This is a genomic window from Xylanibacter brevis ATCC 19188, assembly GCF_000621725.1.
In the GTDB taxonomy this organism is placed as follows: Bacteria; Bacteroidota; Bacteroidia; order Bacteroidales; family Bacteroidaceae; genus Prevotella; species Prevotella brevis.
In genome coordinates this window covers 19,382-41,070 of record NZ_JHXM01000002.1, presented here as the reverse complement: position 1 = coordinate 41,070, position 21,689 = coordinate 19,382, and the positions used below count along the sequence as shown (strand labels likewise).

Below are 21,689 nucleotides of genomic sequence, written 5' to 3'. Positions count from 1 at the left end.
TTTCTTTTGTTTTCCCTCGCAATAGTTACGCTATTGTCTCCTAAAACAGTTACTTTTATCATGCAAAACAGTAACTTTTGCTCCTCATCTAGCCCCTGGATGCGCCAGATGCAGCCCCTAGATGCGGCTCATCCAGCCCCTGGATTTCTCCTTTCCAGGGGCTAGCCCCGAAACAATAGTTTTAGTACTACAATCTAAAGCCGCCACTTCTGCGCCATAAAACTGCCACTTCTGCACGTGAAAACTGCCCTTGTTTAATAACAAAAACCTTTAAAAACCCCTTTCTGAGCCAGAAGCCTCTACCGAGGCTTTAATGCTGTTAGTGGAAGACTTACTTGTGAGCAAGCTCACAGCTCGTCTTCCACTAACAACGTTACCCTTTCAGGGTCTCTGGCTCAAAAAGGAAAAACCTCGGACCTTCGGTCCTAAAAAAACAGATTTCCTCCTAACCTCATGCACCCTCCTAACCTTCCCCTCTCGACCACGGGATGCTTGCTGCCAAAGGGACGCAAATAAGGGAAAGGCTATGAACAAAATTTAATAGTTATTGTTTTTTAAACTTATAAACGAAGGCGTAGCCTGTTTTTTGGGGTTTTTCGCTGCTGTTGTTGTCGATGAGCTCATCGACAACAACAGCAGCGGGTTTTAACGGTTTTTGTTTACCCACAAGGGAATGACCTAACATAAAAAAAATTAATTAATTTTGTTCTTCTCTCGACTTTCACTAACTTTGCCACTGGAAAAGAAAATATAAAGCAAGATGAAGAATTTATTATCACGCCGTAGCATCAGGAAGTATGCCGACCGTCCCGTGGACGAGATGCTGCTGAACAGACTGATGACCGAGGCCGCCCGCACACAGACCATGGGCAACCTGCAACTGTATAGCGTCGTCGTGACACGATCTGACGAGATGAAAGCCAAACTGGCACCCGCCCACTTCAACCAGCCCATGGTGACGGCGGCACCCGTGGTGCTGACCATCTGCGCCGACTTCAACCGCACCAGCCAGTGGGCACGCTGCCGAAAGGCTGAACCGGGCTACAACAACTTCCTGTCGTTTCAGAATGCGGCCATCGACGCCCTGCTCTACACGCAGACGCTCTGCAACCTCATGGACGAAGAGGGACTGGGCTACTGCTATCTGGGCACCACCGTCTATATGCCGCAGATGATCATCGACACGCTGCAACTGCCCCAGCTGGTGATGCCCGTGGCCACGCTGACCGTGGGCTGGCCCGCCGAAGAGCCAGCGCTGAGCGACCGCCTGCCACTGGAGAGCTTTGTACACCAGGAGACCTACAGCGACTATACGCCTGCCGCCATCGATGCCTACTACCGCGAGAAAGAGGCGCTGCCCGAGAACCAGCACTTTGTGGAGCTGAACCACAAGGAGACGCTGGCACAGATCTTCACAGACATCCGCTACACCCGCAAGGACAACGAGGCTATGTCGGCCGGACTCATGGAGGCCTTGAAGCATCAGGGATTTCTGTAAGAACAAACCATAAACACTTCATTTTATCATCATCATGAAACAAACTACTCTCTGCAACAAGCTGCTGTCGCTGATGGCAGCATGCCTGCTGTCGCCACTCGCCCTGTGGGCACAGGTGTCGTTTGGCAATGCCCGTCTGCTGAACGACGACTGGCGCTTTCTGCGCATAGACAGCACTCAGCACATCTATGAACAACCCTCCATGAAGGAGGCCAGCTTCGACGACACCGCATGGCGCCGCCTGTCACTGCCCCACGACTGGAGCATCGAACAGCCCATGTCGCCCGACAAGGGTTCGTGCCAGGGCTATCTGCCCGGCGGCATCGGCTGGTATAGGAAAGCACTCACTCTCCCCTCGGAGGGGACAAGGGGGAGGCTTTTTATCTACTTCGAAGGAGCCTACAACTACTCGGAGGTGTACCTGAACGGACACTTGCTGGGCAGCCGTCCGTCGGGCTTCGCCTCGTTTATGTATGACCTGACGCCCTATCTGCGCGCAGACGGACAGAACATGATTGCCGTGCGCGTGAGCCACGACCAGGAGAACGACTCGCGCTGGTACACGGGCTCGGGCATCAACCGCAACGTGTGGCTCATCGAAGCCCCCGAGGTGCATCTGGCACAGTGGGGCACGGCCTACCGACTGGTGTCTATCAACAAGCGCAAGGCTGTGGTAGAGGTGGATGTGGAGACCACCGATGAACGTGCCGACCAGTCGGCCAAGCTGCCGCTAAAGGCCGACGTAAGACTGCTGGACGCCAGCGGCAAGGTGGTGGCACAGACCTCTACCGCCATACAGACCAAAGAGAAAAAGACCGTCAGACTGAACGTCAACAATCCACACCGCTGGAACCTGGACGACCCCTATCTCTACACACTCACCACCACCCTATCCTCCAACTTAGAACAGCTGGACGCCTCCACCGTGAAGGCTGGAATGCGCACGCTGGACTTCTCACCCAACAAGGGCTTTGCCCTGAATGGCCAGTGGATGAAGGTGAAGGGCGTCTGCCTGCACGACGATGCCGGCGTGCTGGGCACCGCCGTGCCTAAGGAGGTGTGGCACCGCCGCATCGTGGAGCTGAAGGCCATCGGCGTGAACGCCATCCGCATGAGCCATAACCCGCACGCTCCCGAGCTCTACGACCTGTGCGACGAGCTGGGCATGCTGGTGATGGACGAGGCCAGCGACGAATGGGAGTTCCCCAAGCGCAAGTGGCTGAAGGGCTGGAACAAGGGCGTGCCCGGTTTCCAGGGCACCTACACCTACTTCGAGGAGTGGATAGAGCGCGACGTGGCCGACATGGTGCGCCGCGACCGCTGTCACCCCTCGGTGTTCATGTGGTCTATAGGCAACGAGGTGGACTACCCCAACGACCCCTACTCTCACCCGGTGCTCAACGGCAACGGCACTGACTTCACGCAGCCGGCCTATGGTGGCTATAAGCCCGAGCAGCCCAACGCCGAGCGCATTGGCTGCATCGCCCAGCGACTGGCCAAGGTGGTGAAAGACATTGACCGCTCACGCCCCACCACAGGTGCACTGGCCGGTGTGGTGATGTCTAACGAGACGGCCTACCCCAGCGCCATCGACGTGGTGGGCTACAACTACACCGAGAGTCGCTACGACGTGGACCACCAGCGCTATCCGCAGCGCGTGATCTATGGTTCGGAGAACCGTCACGACATGGATGCATGGCGTGCAGTGCGCGACAACGACCACATCTTCGGACAGTTCCTGTGGACGGGCATCGACTATCTGGGCGAGAGCGGTCCCTGGCCCGCCCGCGGCTCGTCGGCCGGACTGCTCGACCTGGCTGGTCAGCGCAAGCCCGGCGGCTGGTATCGAGCTGCGCTGTGGAGCGACAAGCCCGTCTGCTTCATCCAGATGTACCCGCTGCACCGCGGCAATCGCAATCGAGGCAAGCAGCGCGTGGTGTGCTTCACCAATGCTGCCACCGCCCAACTGCTGATAGACGGCAAGCCCGCCGACTGCCAGATGCAGCGCGACGAGCAGACCGGCATGCCTTTCTGGGAGATCAACTACAAGGGCGGCACACTGCGCTGCGAGGCTTCAAACGGTGCTAGCTACGAACTGCCCGAGACGAAGGCGCCCTATGCGCTGCGTCTCAGCACCGACTCGGTGGCTCACCTCTTCGTGGAGGTGGTCGATGAGCAAGGCAACGTGGTGCGCCAGGCCGACAACGAGGTGACCATCCACCTGCACGGAGCGCAACTGCTGGGACTGGAGAATGGCGACATGATGGATCCCACCGTGAACGCGCGTCAGCAGAAGAACCGTCTGCGCGTGCTCAACGGCCGCCTGGTGGGCTACTTCCACAAAGCAAAAGGTGCAGAGACCGTCATCACGGCCACCGCACCTTTCCTGCAGTCTGCTGAAATAAAGATTCAGTAATTGTTTTTTATGATGTCCTTCGAGATATAAAGAAACTCAGACCTCTCAATTGGTTTTCAACCTATTCCTCCCCCTCACAGGGGGAGGTTAGGAGGGGGTCTTTTTTATTTATTCTACGACCACAGGCTTGTACTTAGGCACCAGAGCCTTCATGATGACCCAACCGATGAGGTAGGCCACGGCACAGTAGCAGAACACGATCATGTAGCCAGCAGGCTTGCCCGTCTGGCCAAAGAAGGTGAAAGCCTCGCCCTGAGCCTCGGCATAGTCGAAGAGCACACCCGAGGTCTTGTTGATAGCAAAGCTGCACAGTCCGCCAAACATGGTGCCGATGCCAGTGATAGTGGCTACGGCCGACTTGGGAAACATGTCGCCAATAGTGGAATAGAGGTTGGCCGACCATGCCTGATGACCAGCACCCGCCAAACCGATGATGACAGCAGGTATCCAGGGCGAGATGCCCGACAGGGGCTGAGCAAACATGGCGAAGATGGGGAAGAAGGCGAAGATCAGCATGGCACGCATGCGACCAATATAGGGATTCATGCCGCGCTTCTCTACAAACAGTTTGGGCAGGTAGCCGCCATAGATGCTGACCACGGTGACGATGAGATAGAGCACGAAGAGCAACATCTTGCCGGTCATCGTGGTGACGGGATAGCCCAGCTGGTTGAAATAGTCGGGCGCCCAGAAGAGGAAGAACCACCACACACCGTCGGTAAACAGCTTGCCCACGATGAAAGCCCACGTCTGGCGATACTTGAAGCAGTCCAGAAGCGAGAACTTCGGGCCGTTATCGGCCTCGTCGGCAGTAGCAGCATCGATGGCCTCGACTTCTCTGTCAGACTCGATATAGATGAGTTCGGACTTATTGACAAAGCGGCTCTTGACGGGCGACGTATAGACAAACACCCAGAGGCCAGCCCATACAAAGCCGATGGCACCGATGATGATGAAGGCCATCTCCCAACCGAAGGCATCGGCCAGAGCGGGAATGGTGAGCGGCGCAATGAGGGCACCGATAGAGGCACCGGCATTGAAGATAGAGGTGGCCAGGGCACGGTCTTTCTTAGGGAAATACTCGGCTGTGACCTTGATGGCTGCGGGGAAGTTGCCCGACTCACCCATGGCCAGTATCATACGACAGGCGATGAACAGCCACACACTGGCGGTGAGCCCGAAGAGACCTACCTGCGAGGCTTTCTCCACGGTGCGCAGGGTCTCGATGCTATCAATATCGTTCAACCAGCAGGTGGCCACGCCACAGCCTGCATGCAGACAGGCACCGATGCTCCACACCACGATGGCCCAGATATAGCCTTTCTTAGTGCCCATCCAGTCGATGAAGCGACCGGCAAAGAGCGATATAAAGGCATAGAAGAGCGAGAAGATGGCGGTGATGGTGCCATAGTCGTCGTTGTCCCAGTGGAACTCGGTAGAGATATAGTTGGTGTTGAGCAATGACAACACCTGACGGTCCATATAGTTGATTGTGGTGGCCATGAACAGCATGCCACAAATCACCCAACGGAAGTTCGTCATCTTTGAGGTTTCAACAGGTGTCATGATGCGTTAACGGATATCAATTACGGGAATGTTGTCTTTGTCGTTATAGTAGAGGTTCTCGCCTGCCATACCCCAGATAAAGGTATAGTAATAGGTACCGGCAGCAGCATGGATGCTCCATTCAGGACTCATGATGGCCTGCTCGTTGTGCAACCATACCACGCGGCTTTCATCGGGCTGCCCCATGATGTGGGCGATGGTCTGGTCCTGAGGCAGGTTAAAATAGTAGTAGGCCTCGATGCGACGACCATGGGTGTGAGGAGGCATGGTGTTCCAGGCAGCACCGGGGTTCAGCTGGGTCAGACCCAACTGCAACTGACAGGGACCTTCCTCGAGCACGTCGTTGACGATGAGCTTATACACAGTACGGTTGTTGCACTCCTCCAGCGAGCCCACGGGGCCCCAGACGGCAGCCTTCAACGAGCCCTTACGACCGTCGAGAGTGATCCACTGCGTCTTGTAGTGCTGGTGGGCGGTGGCCGAGTTCAGGTAGAACTTGGCAGGCTTCTTGGCATCCTTTGAGCGGAAGAGCACCTCTTTGTTCACATCCTTGCCCTTGGCAATATGTCCACGACCGATATAGAGAGCCTCTTTGGGAGCCAGTGCATACTCCTTGCCATCGACGATGACCACGCCGTCGCCCTCGCCGCAGTTCACCACGCCGAGCTCGCGGTTGTAGAGGAAATACTTATCCTTGATGGTGGGATCCACGTCAAGTCCCAGTTCCTGGAAGTTCTCCAGCTTCAGCGTCTTGGCCACGGGCATTGCACCGCCAAAGATGAAGCGGTCGTAATGCGAATAAGTCAGGTTGATCTTGTCGGCTTCCATCACCTTCTCCATCACGAAGCGCTCGCGCAGTGTCTTCGTGTCGTAGTGCTTCACATCCTCAGGATGGCAAGCCGTCTGGAAGTTCACGGTCTGTTGGGCATTGGCACCCAGCGCGCCCATCAACAGGGCGAAACTCATGATTGCTTTTTTCATATCTCAAACTGTTTTAGGATTTGTCTATTATGATTTCTTTTCCTCTCGAACGATGCGCAGGCGGTTCCATACCACCATCGCTGCTGTCAGCAATGTCAGAACGCCCATGCCTATCCACTGCAGGTATTTCACACAGGCATAGACCACATAGCCAAAGAGCGAAGAGGCGAAGTCCAAGGCACCGGCCTGGAAGCCCTCGGGGATCTGGGCGGCCTTGTCTTGCGTAGCAGCGAATACCGTGTTGGCAGCATTGGTGAAGGCAGGCGCCATGTCGGTGACAAAATAAAGACCGATGGTCACGGCCACCAAGCCCACGATAAAGGTCTTCACCACATTACCCTTGGTGAAGGGCAGCACCATCACAAAGACATAGAACATGCCGGCCAGCGATGCCAATGGCAGGAACTGGTTGCCTGCCTTCGACAGGGCGATGGCCAGAATCAGCGTGACGGGAATCAGCAACAGCGACACAACGAGCGTGGTGGGATGGCCAATCACCAGTGCAGGCGACATGCCGATATACACTTTCTTGCCCTTGAACTTACGCTTCACCACCTCCTGAGTCTTCTCGGAGATAGGCATCAGGCCATCGATAAACAGACGGGTGATGCGGGGAATCAGCTCCATCACGGCACCCATCGTCACACCCAGGAAGAGCACAGACTTCACGATGCTCATCACGGCATCCGACGTAGAAGCGAAGCCGGCGGCATACGCCTCAAAATGGATGAAGTGATCATAGTGTGCGGCAGCACCAATCAGGGCACCCACGATGACACCGAGCACCAGCGGTTCGCCCAGCACGCCAAACTTCTTCTTCAGACCCTCGGCATCGATATCCAGTTTAGAGAAACCTGGAATGCGATCGAGCAGCCAGTTGATGGCGATGGCAAACGGTGTAAAGCTCTGACAGAAAGGCTGAGGGATTGAGATACCTTCCATATTCTCATAGTAGCCCTGGAAGCGGTCGGCCGTCAGGTCGGCCATGACCAGCGTGACGATATAGCAACTGATGGCAGCGAAATAGCCCCACAGCAGACTCTCGTCCATCACGAAGTAGGCCACAGCGCCAATGAAAGCGAAATGCCAGTAGTTCCACAAGTCGATATTCACCGTGCGTGTGCACTTGGTGATGAGCAGCAGGAAGTTGATGCCCAAGCAAATGGGGATAATCAGCGCACCCACTGCCGTATTGTAGGCCACAGCTGCTGCTGCAGGCCATCCCATGTCAAACACTTTCAGGTCGAGGTTGAAAATCTTAGAAACGGCATCCAGCGGGGTGTTGAAATTGGTGGTCAGCAGAGCCGTCACGATGCCCAGTCCTACGAAACCGACACCCACATAAAGACCACTCTTGAGCGACTTGCCGAACTTCATGCCGATGCATAAGCCGATGATTGTGAAGAGAATCGGCATCATGACCGACGCTCCCAACTGAATAATGTAACTAAAGACTTGTTCCATCTTATCTTAAAAATTATTTGTTTTAGTGTAGTTGTTTGGCCAGGTTTTCTCTTAGCCTGTGCAAAGATACAACAATAATCGTAAACACGAAAATTTTTTGCAACTTTAATGCCGAGGCCAAGCCGAGGCCTACGGAGAAGGGAGCAAAGAGCGGAGAGCCTGAGGGCCAAAAGCTAGCAAAAAAGAAGCGCGCCGACCTTTATTAGAAGAAAAGGTCGGCGCGCCCATATCCTATGACTCCCCTCTCCCCTCGGAGAGGGACCGGGGGTGAGGTCTTTCTTAATCCTGAAAATAAATTCTCTTCACACGGTTTGAAACACCGGTGAGCACCTCGTAGGGGATGGTGTCGATGGTGTCACTGAGCACAGTGACGGGCAGGTTCTTACCAAAGATCTCGACGCTGTCGCCCTCGTGGCAGTCGATGTCGGTGACATCGATCATGGCTACGTCCATGCAGATGTTGCCTACGTAGGGAGCCTTCTGGCCGTTCACCAGGCAGTAGCCGTGGCGATTGCCCAGGTGGCGGTTCAGGCCGTCGGCATAACCGATAGGTATGGCGGCAATCATGCTGTCGCGCTCTAGGATGGTCTTGCGACTATAGCCCACGCTGTCGCCGGCCTTGACAGGTCGCATCTGCAGAATGGTGGTCTTCAGCGTAGAGACGGTAGAGAGCATCTGGTTGGTGCGAGGATCCACACCATAAAGACCAATGCCCAGACGACACATGTCCATCTGTCGCTCGGGGAAGTGCTCGATACCGGCTGAGTTGTCCATGTGGCGTAGTATCTTGTGCTGGAAGGCGTCTTGCAACTGGCGACTGGCCTTGTCGAACAGTTGGAACTGATGGGCCGAGAAGGCGTCGAAGTCATCGCTGTCGGAACCCACGAAGTGCGAGAACACCGAACGGGGGATGATGGCCTGCTGATGCTTGAGGCAGTCGATAAGACGTTCCATGTCGTGCTCGGGGTCGAAGCCCAGGCGGTGCATGCCCGTGTCGAGCTTCATATGGACGGGCCATCCGGTGATGCCCTGCTTACTGGCTGCATTGATGAGGGCCTCCATCAGGCGGAACGAATAGACCTCGGGCTCGAGGTCGTAGTCGAAGAGCGTCTGGAAGGACGACATCTCGGGGTTCATCACGATGATGTTCTGGGTGATGCCAGCCTTACGCAGAGTCACACCCTCGTCGGCCACGGCCACAGCCAGGTAGTCCACACGGTGGTCTTGCAGTGTTTTGGCAATCTCCACGGCACCGGCACCATAGGCATCTGCCTTGATCATGCACACCATCTTGGTGCCAGGTTTCATGAACGAGCGGTAGTGGTTCAGGTTATCGACTACTGCATTGAGGTCCACCTCGAGGATGGTCTCGTGAACCTTCTGTTCCAGGAGCTCGCTGATGTGCTCGAAACCAAACGAGCGGGCGCCCTTCAACAGAAGTATCTGGTCGTGCAACGAATGGAACAGTGCGCTCTGCAGGAACTCATCGACGGTGGTGAAGAACCATTTTTTCTCCACGGCGATGCGGTTGGCCTGCGACGTAATCTCAGGACCGATGCCGATGAAACGGTCGATGCCACGCTTCACGAGCAAGTCGGACACCTCGCCATAGAGCTCGGCTGGCGACTCACCACTCTGATAGATATCGCTCAGGATGAGCGTCTTGGCTTTCTCTTTCAACTCAGGACGACGGTTCATGAAGTCGAGTGCGATGTCGAGCGAGTTGATGTCGCTGTTGTAGGAGTCGTTGATCAGCGTGAGTCCGCGCTGGCCCTCTTTCACCTCCAGACGCATGGCGATGGGTTCCAACTGCGACATACGCTCGGCAATCTCCTCGGGCGTAAGTCCCAGATAAAGCGCCACCGTGGCACAGGTGATAGAGTTCTCGATGCTGGCCTCATCGGTGAAAGGAATATCGAACGAGCCCTCTACACCTTTATATATATAGGAGATATGATGGTCATCGACCTTGACATACATGGGAGCCTTCTCGCTGTAGCGCGACCAGCCGATGCGCTCGCCCTGATACTGCGAACGGCGCACACATCGGCTCACGGTGTCATCGTCAGAAGGATAGACCACCGCCTGCGTGTTGCGGAAGAGCTGCAGTTTCTCCATGCATTTCTCGTCCATAGAGCGGAAGTTTTCCTGGTGTGCAGAACCTAAAGAGGTGAGCACACCGATGGTGGGCTGGATGATGTCGTGGAGCGACAGCATCTCGCCGGGTTCGCTGATGCCAGCCTCAAACAGAGCTACCTTGGTCTGCTCGTTGAGCAACCACACCGACAGGGGCACGCCAATCTGCGAGTTGAAACTGCGCGGTGAGCGTGTCACCTTCATCGACGGCATCAACAACTGGTAGAGCCACTCCTTGACCCATGTCTTACCGTTAGAGCCCGTGATGCCCACCACGGGGATGTCGAACTCGTCGCGATGGCGCTCGGCCAGGCGCTGCAAGGCTGCCAGTGGCGAAGGCACTTTCAGAAAGTTGGCGTCGGGATAAAGGGCTTCACGGTCGGCCGGCACCTGTTCGACAACAAACGATCGAACACCGCGGCGGTAAAGCTCGTCAATATACTTATGTCCGTCATTGCGCTTGGTGCGCAAGGCGAAGAATAGAGTCTGTTCAGGAAAACAAAGTGAACGGCTGTCTGTCAAAAGCCACCCAATGGTGGTATCGCTCTCTCCGTAACGACGTGCTCCTATGAGCGTCGCTACCTTCTCTATTGTGTAAGTCATCGTATTCTATTTACGTCTTATTTTGGCTGCAAAGATACTAAGTTTTCATATAATCGCAAAAAATTATAGCTATAATTGATGTGATGACAGCTATAATTTATTTGCACAAGCAGCTACATATCGCCACCGGTGTCCCTGGAGCATGCCGAGTCTTACAGATTAAATTCGCCTTAATAATAGATAACAGGATAAAAAACAAAGGAGTTCTTTTTGGTACTTCACACGTTTTTTTGTACCTTTGCAGCAAAATTAAAACATCTATATTAATAAGGTTATTAAGGAATTATGATTCTTTTCTTCAAAACCCCCGCTAAGAGCGTGATAGCCACCGAGGTGGATCATCAGCTCACACAAGCAGAAGTTCAGGAACTTTGTTGGCTCTACGGCAATGCCGAGCTTGTTGATGCCCAGACGATGGAAGGTTTCTTCGTCGGTCCACGTCGCGAAATGGTGACCCCTTGGTCAACGAATGCTGTTGAGATTACTCAGAATATGGGACTCAGCGGCATTTCTCGTATAGAAGAGTACTTCGCAGTTGATTCAAAAGATGCTGAGCACGACGAGATGCTGCAGCGCATGTATGAAGGACTGAATCAGGATATCTTTACGATTAACATCCAGCCAGAGCCCATCAAGTATGTGGACAATCTGGAGGAATACAACGAAAAAGAGGGCCTGGCACTCTCTCCCGAGGAGATTGAATACCTCCACGGACTGGAGAAGCAGAACGGTCGTCCTCTGACCGACTCAGAGATCTTCGGTTTTGCCCAGATCAACTCTGAGCACTGCCGCCACAAGATCTTCGGTGGTACGTTTATCATCGACGGCAAGGAGATGGAGTCTAGCCTCTTCGCCATGATTAAGAAGACCACACAGGAGAACCCCAACAAGATTCTCTCTGCCTATAAAGACAACGTCGCTTTCGCACAGGGTCCCGTGGTAGAGCAGTTTGCTCCAAAAGACCAGAGCACCAGCGACTACTTCCAGGTGAAGGACATCGAGAGCGTGATTTCACTGAAGGCCGAGACCCACAACTTCCCCACTACCGTAGAGCCATTCAACGGCGCTGCCACAGGTACCGGTGGTGAGATCCGCGACCGTATGGGCGGTGGCGTAGGTTCATGGCCTATCGCTGGTACGGCTGTATATATGACAGCCTATCCCCGTTTGACCGATGATGACAAGCTGACTCGCGACTGGGAGAACATCCTGCCCGTGCGCCAGTGGCTGTATCAGACACCAGAGCAGATCCTGATCAAGGCTTCGAACGGTGCTTCTGACTTCGGTAACAAGTTCGGTCAGCCACTGATCTGCGGTTCGGTGCTTACCTTCGAGCATCAGGAGCCCAACGACACCAAGTATGCTTACGACAAGGTGATCATGCTGGCCGGTGGTGTGGGTTATGGCACCAAGCGCGACTGCCTGAAGAAGGAGCCTCAGCCAGGCAACAAGGTAGTCGTTGTAGGTGGTGATAACTACCGCATCGGTTTGGGTGGCGGTTCTGTATCATCAGTAGATACAGGTCGCTACAGCAACGGTATCGAGCTGAACGCCGTTCAGCGTGCTAACCCCGAGATGCAGAAGCGTGCCTACAACCTGGTGCGTGCACTCTGCGAAGAGGATGTGAACCCCGTTGTCTCTATCCACGACCACGGTTCTGCCGGTCACCTGAACTGCTTGTCAGAGCTTGTTGAGGAGTGCGGTGGTGAGATTGACATGACCAAACTGCCTATTGGCGACAAGACCTTGAGCTCTAAGGAGATCATCGCCAACGAGAGTCAGGAGCGTATGGGCTTGCTCATCGACGAGAAGCACATCGAACACGTGCGCAAGATTGCTGAGCGCGAGCGTGCTCCGCTGTATGTGGTTGGTGAGACCACAGGCGATGCTCACTTCTCGTTCAAGCAGGGCGACGGCGTGAAGCCCTTCGACCTCGACGTAGCTCAGATGTTTGGTCACTCTCCCAAGACCATCATGAAAGATAATACTGTAGAGCGTCACTATGAGGACGTGGCCTACAGTCAGGATAAGATTAATGAATACCTCGACCGTGTACTCCAGCTGGAGGCTGTGGCTTGTAAGGACTGGTTGACCAACAAGGTGGACCGCTCTGTGACAGGTAAGATTGCCCGCCAGCAGTGTCAGGGTGAGATCCAGTTGCCTCTGAGCGACTGTGGTGTAGTAGCACTCGACTATCGTGGCGTGAAGGGTATCGCCACCGCTCTGGGTCATGCACCTCAGGCCGGTCTGGCTAACCCAGCTGCCGGTTCTGTACTGTCTGTTGCCGAGGCACTGACCAACATCGTTTGGGCTCCTCTGGCCGACGGCATGGATTCACTGAGTCTCTCAGCCAACTGGATGTGGCCTTGTCGCTCACAGGAGGGTGAGGATGCCCGTCTGTATGCTGGTGTGAAGGCACTCTCTGATTTCTGCTGCGACCTGCACATCAACGTACCAACAGGTAAGGACTCGCTGTCTTTGAGTCAGCAGTATCCTAACGGTGAGAAGATTATCTCTCCGGGAACCGTGATCGTATCTGCCGGTGGTGAGGTGTCAGACATCAAGAAGGTGGTATCTCCCGTATTGGTAAACGATAAGAACGCATCACTCTATCATATCGACTTCTCGTTCGACGAGCAGCACCTCGGTGGTTCGGCCTTTGCTCAGAGCCTTGGCAAGGTGGGCGACGACGTGCCCACAGTGAAGAACGCCGAGTACTTCGCCGATGCCTTCATGGCTGTTCAGCAGTTGATTGAGAAGGGTTGGATCATGGCAGGTCACGACATCTCTGCCGGTGGTCTGATCACCACGCTGCTGGAGATGTGCTTCGCCAACCAGAAGGGCGGTCTGCACATCAACCTGCACGACATCTGCAAGAACGGCGATGTAGTGAAGGCCCTCTTCGCTGAGAACCCCGGCGTAGTGATCGAGGTGAGCGATGAGCACAAGCAGGAGTTTGCCGACTTCATGGAAGAGCAGGGCGTAGGCTTTGCTAAGATTGGTTACTCGGTACCCGAGAGCTGCAACATCGTTGTAAAGGCTGGCGACAAGGAGCTGACCTTCGACATCGATGCCCTGCGCGACACCTGGTATAAGACCTCTTATCTGCTCGACCGCAAGCAGAGCTTCAACGGTAAGGCCAAGGAGCGCTTTGAGAACTACAAGAAGCAGCCCATCGAGATGCAGTTCAACAAGGACTTTACTGGTAAGCTGGCTCAGTACGGCATCTCTGCCGACCGCCGTCAGCCTTCAGGCATCAAGGCAGCCATCATCCGTGAGAAGGGTACCAATGGTGAGCGTGAGATGGCCTACTGCCTGTATCTGGCTGGCTTCGACGTGAAAGACGTGATGATGACCGACCTGATCAGTGGTCGTGAGACATTGGAGGATATCAACATGATCGTGTTCTGCGGTGGCTTCTCTAACTCCGACGTACTTGGTTCGGCTAAGGGATGGGCTGGTGCCTTCCTCTTCAACCCCAAGGCTAAGGAGGCCCTGGATAAGTTCTATGCCCGCAAGGACACCCTGTCACTGGGTATCTGTAACGGTTGTCAGCTGATGGTTGAGCTGGGTCTCACAGGTGCTAAGGGTGCTAAGATGCTGCACAACGACTCTCACAAGTTCGAGAGTGAGTTCATCAGCCTGAGCATTCCTCAGAACAACTCAGTGATGTTCGGTTCGCTGAGCGGCAACAAGCTCGGTCTGTGGGTAGCCCACGGAGAGGGTAAGTTCCAGTTGCCCGAGGCAGAGAGCGCCTACAACGTGATTGCTAAGTACAACTACGCTGGCTATCCCGCTAACCCCAACGGTTCTGACTACAACGTGGCAGGTATCTGCTCTGAGGATGGTCGCCATCTGTGCATGATGCCACACCTGGAGCGTGCCGTGTTCCCCTGGCAGAACGCTTGGTATCCTGCCGACCGTCGCAATGATGAGGTAACGCCTTGGATTGAGGCCTTCGTGAATGCACGTAAGTGGGTGGAGGCGCACAAGTAATGAACATCTATTTAGAATCATTTAAAACCTTCTTTAAGATTGGCATATTCACCCTCGGGGGTGGATATGCCATGATACCTTTAATAGAGGAAGAGGTGGTGAACAAGAAGCAATGGGTGAGCAAGGAGGAGTTTCTTGACATCATTGCCATTGCGCAGAGTTGTCCTGGCGTGTTTGCTATCAACACCAGTATCTTTATTGGTTACAAGCTGAGCAAACTGCGTGGTGCCATCGCCACGGCCTTAGGCACAGCCCTACCCTCGTTTCTGATTATCCTGGGCATCGCTATGTTTTTCCACGAGTTTCAGGATAATCCCATCGTAGCATCGATCTTCCGCGGCATCCGTCCTGCCGTAGTGGCGCTCATCGCCGTGCCTACCTTCAATCTGGCAAAAAGCGCCCACGTGTCATGGGCCAACTGCTGGATACCCATCGGAGGAGCGCTGCTCATCTGGTTGCTGGGCGTATCGCCTATCTTTATCATCCTGGCAGCAGCCATCTGCGGATGGTGCTACGGGAAATATATCAAACCTACCATTTAATAATGATATACCTATATCTATTTATTACATTCTTTGAAATAGGCCTCTTCGGCTTTGGCGGCGGTTACGGTATGTTGTCGCTGATTCAGGGCGAAGTGGTGCATCACTGGGGATGGATGACAACCTCGCAGTTCACAGACATCGTGGCCATCAGTCAGATGACACCTGGTCCAATAGGCATCAACTCAGCTACCTATTGCGGCTACACGGCCTGTCATAATGCGGGATTTGGTGTGGGTATGTCTGTACTGGGCTCGGCCGTAGCAACCTTTGCGCTGATGCTACCTTCGTTCATCTTGATGATACTGATCAGCAAGATGTTCATGAAATACATGAAGACCAACAGCGTGCAGTCTATCTTCATCGGACTGCGCCCTGCCGTGGTAGGCCTCTTGGCCGCAGCCACTTTGTTGCTGTGCACCAAGGAAAACTTCTCTACACCCGACGAGAACATGTGGCAGTTTGTGATCAGCGTGATGCTGTTTGTAGCCACCTTTGTGGGCACCATGTTCTTCAAGGTGAACCCCATCAAAATGATTGTGATGAGCGGATTTGCCGGGCTCCTTCTCCTTTATTGATCCTCTGTCGTTGTATCTCGACGATGGAACACGCGATGGACTAATCCACCCATAAAAGCAAAAATGATATAGGAGAAAAGGCCTGCGATGATACCGTCGGTGATGCTACCCGTGACGGGCATCAGCAGGATGGTGAGGAATGCTGGCATCATCTCTTTGGTATTGGTCAGCGAGATATGGCGCACAGAACCAAAGAGATAAAGACCTGCCATGACCATTACAGGTGCTGTAGCCGCTGCAGGGATGGCCAGGAAGATGGGAGCCAGGAACAAGCTGGCGGTGAAGCACAAGGCCACAACAAAAGCAGAAACGCCCGTACGGCCGCCCTCAGCAAATCCAGTGGCACTCTCAGCATAGGTCGTCACGGTGCTACATCCCAGACATGCACCCGTCACCGTGGCAAGGGCATCACTCAGCATGAGCGAACGCAGATGTGGAATACGACCACTCTTACGTATCAGTCCGGTGCATGCCATGATACCTACGATAGTACCTAAACTATCGAAAACATCAAAGAACAGCATGATAAGCACACAGACCCAGAGATCGGGCTGGAAGAGGTAATCCAACGAAAACTGACAGAAAAGGGGGGCTGGCGATACCGGCATTGAGAACACCTCGCCAGGTACCGTGGTCACACCCATGGGAATACCAATCAGTGTCACAAAGACGATGCTGAGCAGCAGACCGCCCTTAATATGCAGAATGGCAAACAAGCCCGTCAGAATAAGTCCTATCAGGAAAAGAATGGAAGTGGGCGTGCCTAACGTCTCCAGATGGTTGAAGACGGTGCCATCGGCCAGCATGCCACTGCTCTTGAAGCCCAACATGGCGATGAAGAAGCCAATACCTGCAGCAATGGCATACTTCAGAGAAGAAGGCACAAGTTCGAATACTAGCTGACGGAGGTTTCCAATGCAAAGCAGCACAAACAGGATTCCTTCAATCAGCACGGCCGTCAGTGCAAACTGCCAGGGATAACCCAGCGACAAGCAGACCGTTTGAATAAAAAAGATGTTGAGCGTGAGACCTGGCGCCTGACCAAAAGGACGCTTGGCAAGAAAAGCCATGAGCAGCGTGCCAACGATGGTGGCCAGGATAGAGGCTGTGAACATGGTGTCAACGGGGAAGCCCACACCTCGCAACGACTCGAACATGGCTGGCAACAAGGCCAGGATATAAACCATGGTGGTGAAAGTGGTCAGACCGGAGACGATCTCCGTCTTAAGGCTATGGCGATGAACGGAGAAGCCCATCAAAGCGAGGAATTTTTCTTTCATACGTCGAAATGAATGGGAATAACTAGATCTAACTTTGCTCCGCCTACATAACTGGTATCAAGATCCAAGGTGCCATGGATGCGCTCGGCTATCATGCGTGCAATAGAGAGGCCAAGACCTGTGCCAGGCACAAAATTGTCGAGCTTAGAGAAGCGCTCAAACACGAAGTCTTTCTTATCGGCCGGAATACCAGGACCGGTATCCACAACGGAGATACACAGCTGATCGTCAGTACTGTTAAGACGAAGTGTGACACTGCCCTGACTGGTAAACTTCACCGCGTTGCTCAACAATTTCTGAAGGATGGTATTAATCATGTGCGGATTCGTCTTCACAATCAAGTCTTCACTCACATTATTCTCTATATTGAAAGTCAACGTGGCAGGGAATAACGGACGGAAAGCATCTGCCGCAAAACCTACGATAGCCGCAGCAGGACAATCCTCGAGAGGGGGTACCATGCAGTTGCTCTCCAAGTCGGAAATCATGATAAGGTCGTCGAGGATGGTGGTGAGCTGTCGGGTGTTCTCCTGGATGCGCGTGCTCAGGTCCAGTCTCTCCTCCTGCGGGATGTCGATACCTGGAGTGGCCAGCACCTGACTGAAACCACTGATTGCATTCAAAGGCGTACGAATCTCATGCGTCATGCTCTGGATGAAAGAGGTCTTGACACTCAAAGCCTGCTTAGCACGGTCGCGCTCGATGGCCAACTGCTTGTTCTGCGCCACTACCACGTTGCGCTCGCGCTCCAACTGTCGGTTTTTGATTTCCAGACGATGGTTCCAACGGTTGTTGATAACTAAGAAAACCAGCATGGCAGTGATTGTCAGGATCATGGCTAAACCACCCGTTGTGAATCGCGAACGCTGTTGAAGCAACTCGTTCTGTGCTCTTAGTTCTTCGAGTGTGGCCAACGAATCGACCTGCACTGCATCGGCCCAAACGGGCATCGAGATAAGAAGTAAACTCAGGAGCAAAAATACAGGAGCCGACACCTTTAATAATTTCATGCTTCAATTAATTTAGTTTTATTTTGTGGCAAAGATACGAAAAAACAAGACTCAAACAAAGAAAATGAAAGCAAAATGAACATAAAGTGGTTAAATTACAATAATAAAGACGCATTTTTGCCAGTTTTCCGCACTAAACGTCGTATATTTGCAAGGAAATATGACAATTAACTATCAAAACAATCATTAAAATACAAGCTACGAAAGCAAATGAAAAAATTACTAGCACTACTCTGCATTGCAGCCTGTTGCGCTACGGCCGAAGCACAACGCCCACGCCGCATGGCTTTTTCGAGTGACACCATCATGGCACACGACCCTGTCATGGCTTATGAAAACGGCACTTACTACCTGCTCTCTACGGGCATCGGCGTGCAATGGGCCACCTCTCGCGACCGTAAGACCTGGACCGTACAGGCAACTCCCTACATCGAAGACCTGCCCGCCTGGACCCACGACTCGGTGCCAGGGTTCAAGAACCATGTCTGGGCGCCCGACGTCATCAAATGGCACGGACAATGGTGGCTGGCCTATAGCTGTTCGACGTTTGGAAAGAACACCTCAGCCATCGGTCTGATGTCGGCAAAGGCACTGAACGGAAGATGGGAAGACCGTGGATGCATCGTGGCCTCGAAAGAGAAAAGAGACCAATGGAACGCCATTGACCCTAACTTTGTCATCGACGATGACGACCAGCCCTGGATGACATGGGGCTCGTTCTGGGACGGCATCCAGATAGCCCGACTCGACACCACCATGCATCTGGCTTCAAAACCTGTGACCATCGCCCGCCGCCATCTGCCCAACGACCCTCGTGCGGCTGAGAACCCCACGTCGAAGTTTGCCGGTCGCAATGCCATCGAGGCGCCTTTCATCCTGAAACATGGTGGCTACTACTACCTGTTCGTGTCGTGGGACTACTGCTGTCGCGGTTCGAAGAGTAACTACCGCGTGGCGGTGGGACGCTCGAAAAACGTGGCAGGCCCCTACCTCGACAGTCAAGGCCGCAAGATGCTGGAAGGCGGAGGCAACCTGTTCTTTGAAGGCGATAAGAAGGAGTTTGAGGCCGCCGGCCACTGCTCAGCCTACGACTGGAACGGCGAGAGCTGGTTTGTGTGTCATGGCTACGCCACGAAATTCAACGGTGGCGCCATCCTAATACAGCGACCTATCAAGTGGAATAAAGAGGGGTGGCCATACTTGGAAAAGTAAGGAACTGTCAGCCTCTTGGAGCTTTATTTGAGCTGAATTAAAGTCCTTTTCTTACCGTTTTACAGGATAAGAGAAGGACTTTTATCGAGCAATAGTTTTGGTTTTGATTTTGTGCTAGAGTCTGGAAAAGGGGATTCTAGATACTAGACGACTGACTTCTAAACTCTAGACTACGCCATTCTAGACTCTAGAATCGAGGCAAAACTGGCAGTATTGGAAGGCAAAACTGGCAGTTTTAGAAAGCAATAGGGGAAGTATTGGAAAACAATAGTGGCAGTTTTACCATTTGAAACTGCCACTATGGCGAGGCAAGACCTATGGCTTTAATAGCTTGAAGGGCTAAGGTGCTATAAAGAAAAAAGGATTCTGTCGAGGCAGAATCCTTTTTTTGTTGTTTATTTCAGAGGTGCAGGACCATCCAGTGTCGGGGTGACGGGGATGATGCGACCTTTCTTATCGAATGTCATGCGGTCGATGCACACCTCGCGGTGAATGCCCGGCTCGTGGTTCACGTAGTTCTTGTTGATGCGGTGGTAAACGATGTACCACTCGTCCTTACCGGGAATCTGCAGCACGGAGTTGTGAGCGGTGCCATAGATCTTGTCCTCGGGCTTCTGCTTGATCACCAGATAGTTCTGTTCGTCAATGATGATAGGACCAAGAGGTGACTTCGCGGTGCCATAGCATACGTGATAGTTGGGTGAACCTGTGTCGTCAACACTCCACATGAAGTAATAGGTGCCCTTGCGATAGAACACATAGGCGCCCTCGCGGAATGCCCATGTCTGCAGGTTGCCGCCCTTGGGCGTCATGTGGGTGATGGTCTCCTTCTTTACAGAGAGCATATCGTCGTTCAGCTCGGCGCCTGCCATAAAGCCATTGCCCCAGTACAGGTAGCACTTGCCGCTCTTGGGATCTTTGAATACATCCACATCGATGGCCTGTCCGCCACGAGCCTCCTTAGGACGATCGTTGTCGGTGATGATAGGTGCACCGCTATCCACGAAGGGACCTGTGGGGCTATCGCTCACGGCTACGCCAATCTCCTTGCGGTTGGTCTTGGGGTTGTGGGCCGAGAAATAGAAATAGTACTTGCCCTTCTTCTCGATGATGCAGGGAGCCCAGGCATTGCCTGTGGCCCATTTCACCTGGTCGCCCTTGACGTCGAGCATCTTGCCCTCGTCCTTCCAGTCAACCAGATTCTCTGAAGAGAACACACTGAAGTCGTGACCACCCCATCCGGGAGTGCCGTCGGTGGTGCTGTAGATATAGTATTTCTTAGTCTTGCTGGAATAGAGCACCTCGGGGTCGGCATGGAAGCCGCTGAGGATGGGCTGCTTATGATTAGGGAACGCCTTCAAAAGACGTTCTTTCTCAGCACGGGTGATAGGGATGATGGTTCCATGACGAGGGGTGAACTTGCCGCGCATCTCGGTGTTCTGCACAAACTTGAAGGTCTTCAGGTCCTCCGACTTGCAGAACTGATAGTGACCATTGCCATAGCAGTCGTACATGATGATCCACGACTTGCCGTCGATCGCCTTGCAGACGCCGACGCCCTCAACGGCCTCTTTGGTCTGCTCCACGTTGCCGCCAATCATCTGCCACTTGTCGGTGAGGTTCTTGGCCACAGCCTGATAGATGCCCCTACCCGACTCCTGCTTGTAGAAGAGATGATACATCTGGTCGGCATCGTTATAGACGATGTCTCCATCGATGGTGGCATTGCCGGCGTCAAACAACCACTGAGGTTCGCCCTCCAGATCGGTGAAGTCCTTGTTGGCATACTGATAATAGATCTTATCGTAAGAGCCGTGGTCGCTGGTACGTAGTGAATAGAACACCATATACTTGCCAGCCTTACGGTCGTAGATGGTCTCTGGTGCCCACACACGAATCACGTTCTTCCACTTCTTGGTATAACGTGTGGGAAAGTTGATGGTGGAGTGCTGCCAGTTGACGAGGTCTGTTGACTTCAACAATACCATACCGCGATTACTGCTCCATCCCAACGATGAGCGCATGTCGGTGACCACCATGTAGAACGTCTTGCCATCTTCGCCACGAAGGATGTGAGGATCGCGCACACACTGTGTCAGTGCAATGGTGTCGCTCTCAATCACAGGCATACCATCGTTCAGCGGTGTGTAGTTGTAGCCATCGTCACTCAAGGCATAGCAGATCTGCTCGTCCTTGGGGTCATTACTGTTGAAGTAGGTGAAAAGGTAGGACACCATCTCATTGGGGTCCTGCTGCTCCAACGCCACGGGCTGCTTGGTTTTCTGCGCAGACGCTGGACATACTGATGCGACCATAAAAAGGGCCATCAATAGAGATTTTGTAGTACACATAATTGTTTATGATAGTTAGTTTGAATTCGTTTTAGTGAACTTGTTTATCATTCAGT

Annotated in this window: 13 protein-coding genes; 6 read left to right on the top strand and 7 right to left on the bottom strand. The window is 53.5% G+C overall.

Annotated features, from left to right (window positions below; translation table 11 throughout):
- Positions 1-760: 760 nt before the first annotated feature.
- Both T433_RS0101060 and T433_RS0101055 read left to right on the top strand, forming a co-directional pair.
- Entirely contained in the window at positions 761-1,498 is a 738-nt protein-coding gene (locus T433_RS0101060; RefSeq protein WP_027454512.1) for a nitroreductase family protein, read from the top strand.
- A 34-nt stretch (positions 1,499-1,532) separates the two neighbouring features.
- Positions 1,533-3,914, top strand: coding sequence for a glycoside hydrolase family 2 (locus tag T433_RS0101055; protein WP_027454511.1), 2,382 nt, complete (start codon positions 1,533-1,535; stop codon positions 3,912-3,914).
- Positions 3,915-4,022: 108 nt separating this feature from the next.
- On the opposite strand, the gene T433_RS0101050 is transcribed toward T433_RS0101055, so the two are convergent.
- The 4 genes from T433_RS0101050 to T433_RS0101030 all read right to left on the bottom strand — a co-directional run bounded on the left by T433_RS0101050 (position 4,023) and on the right by T433_RS0101030 (position 10,664).
- Positions 4,023-5,480: an MFS transporter gene (locus T433_RS0101050; protein WP_027454510.1), complete on the bottom strand. Its 1,458-nt coding sequence runs from the start codon at positions 5,478-5,480 to the stop codon at positions 4,023-4,025.
- Positions 5,481-5,486: 6 nt separating this feature from the next.
- A complete protein-coding gene (gene kduI, locus T433_RS0101045) occupies positions 5,487-6,461 on the bottom strand; it encodes a 5-dehydro-4-deoxy-D-glucuronate isomerase (RefSeq protein WP_027454509.1) in 975 nt (324 codons plus the stop codon).
- A 27-nt stretch (positions 6,462-6,488) separates the two neighbouring features.
- Positions 6,489-7,925, bottom strand: coding sequence for a PTS galactitol transporter subunit IIC (locus tag T433_RS0101040; protein ID WP_027454508.1), 1,437 nt, complete (start codon positions 7,923-7,925; stop codon positions 6,489-6,491).
- Between the two features lie 279 nt (positions 7,926-8,204).
- Positions 8,205-10,664 (bottom strand): bifunctional UDP-N-acetylmuramoyl-tripeptide:D-alanyl-D-alanine ligase/alanine racemase, encoded by a 2,460-nt coding sequence (locus tag T433_RS0101030; protein ID WP_027454507.1) that lies wholly within the window; start codon positions 10,662-10,664, stop codon positions 8,205-8,207.
- A 285-nt stretch (positions 10,665-10,949) separates the two neighbouring features.
- Here T433_RS0101030 and purL point away from each other — a divergent pair, with 285 nt between their 5' ends.
- From purL to T433_RS0101015, 3 genes are read left to right on the top strand one after another with little or no spacing between them, the layout of a single operon-like run.
- Entirely contained in the window at positions 10,950-14,660 is a 3,711-nt protein-coding gene (gene purL / locus T433_RS0101025; RefSeq protein ID WP_027454506.1) for a phosphoribosylformylglycinamidine synthase, read from the top strand.
- Entirely contained in the window at positions 14,660-15,202 is a 543-nt protein-coding gene (locus T433_RS0101020) for a chromate transporter (protein WP_027454505.1), read from the top strand. Before purL ends, T433_RS0101020 begins: the two co-directional genes overlap by 1 nt.
- Positions 15,203-15,204: 2 nt before the next feature.
- A complete protein-coding gene (locus tag T433_RS0101015; RefSeq protein WP_027449055.1) occupies positions 15,205-15,780 on the top strand; it encodes a chromate transporter in 576 nt (191 codons plus the stop codon).
- Here T433_RS0101015 and T433_RS14275 read toward each other — a convergent pair.
- The gene (locus T433_RS14275) at positions 15,774-17,060 is read right to left on the bottom strand and encodes an NCS2 family permease (RefSeq protein WP_044108972.1); all 1,287 of its coding nucleotides are present in this window, start codon (positions 17,058-17,060) and stop codon (positions 15,774-15,776) included. The genes T433_RS0101015 and T433_RS14275 overlap by 7 nt on opposite strands.
- Positions 17,057-18,070 (bottom strand): sensor histidine kinase, encoded by a 1,014-nt coding sequence (locus T433_RS14270; RefSeq protein ID WP_081778298.1) that lies wholly within the window; start codon positions 18,068-18,070, stop codon positions 17,057-17,059. The genes T433_RS14275 and T433_RS14270 overlap by 4 nt, the downstream gene beginning before the upstream one ends.
- Before the next feature lie 210 nt (positions 18,071-18,280).
- Here T433_RS14270 and T433_RS0101000 point away from each other — a divergent pair, with 210 nt between their 5' ends.
- Positions 18,281-19,282, top strand: coding sequence for a family 43 glycosylhydrolase (locus T433_RS0101000; RefSeq protein WP_027454503.1), 1,002 nt, complete (start codon positions 18,281-18,283; stop codon positions 19,280-19,282).
- A 395-nt stretch (positions 19,283-19,677) separates the two neighbouring features.
- On the opposite strand, the gene T433_RS0100995 is transcribed toward T433_RS0101000, so the two are convergent.
- Complete coding sequence (locus T433_RS0100995; protein WP_081778297.1) at positions 19,678-21,633, bottom strand: glycoside hydrolase family 43 protein; 1,956 nt, start codon at positions 21,631-21,633, stop codon at positions 19,678-19,680.
- Between the last annotated feature and the right edge of the window lie 56 nt (positions 21,634-21,689).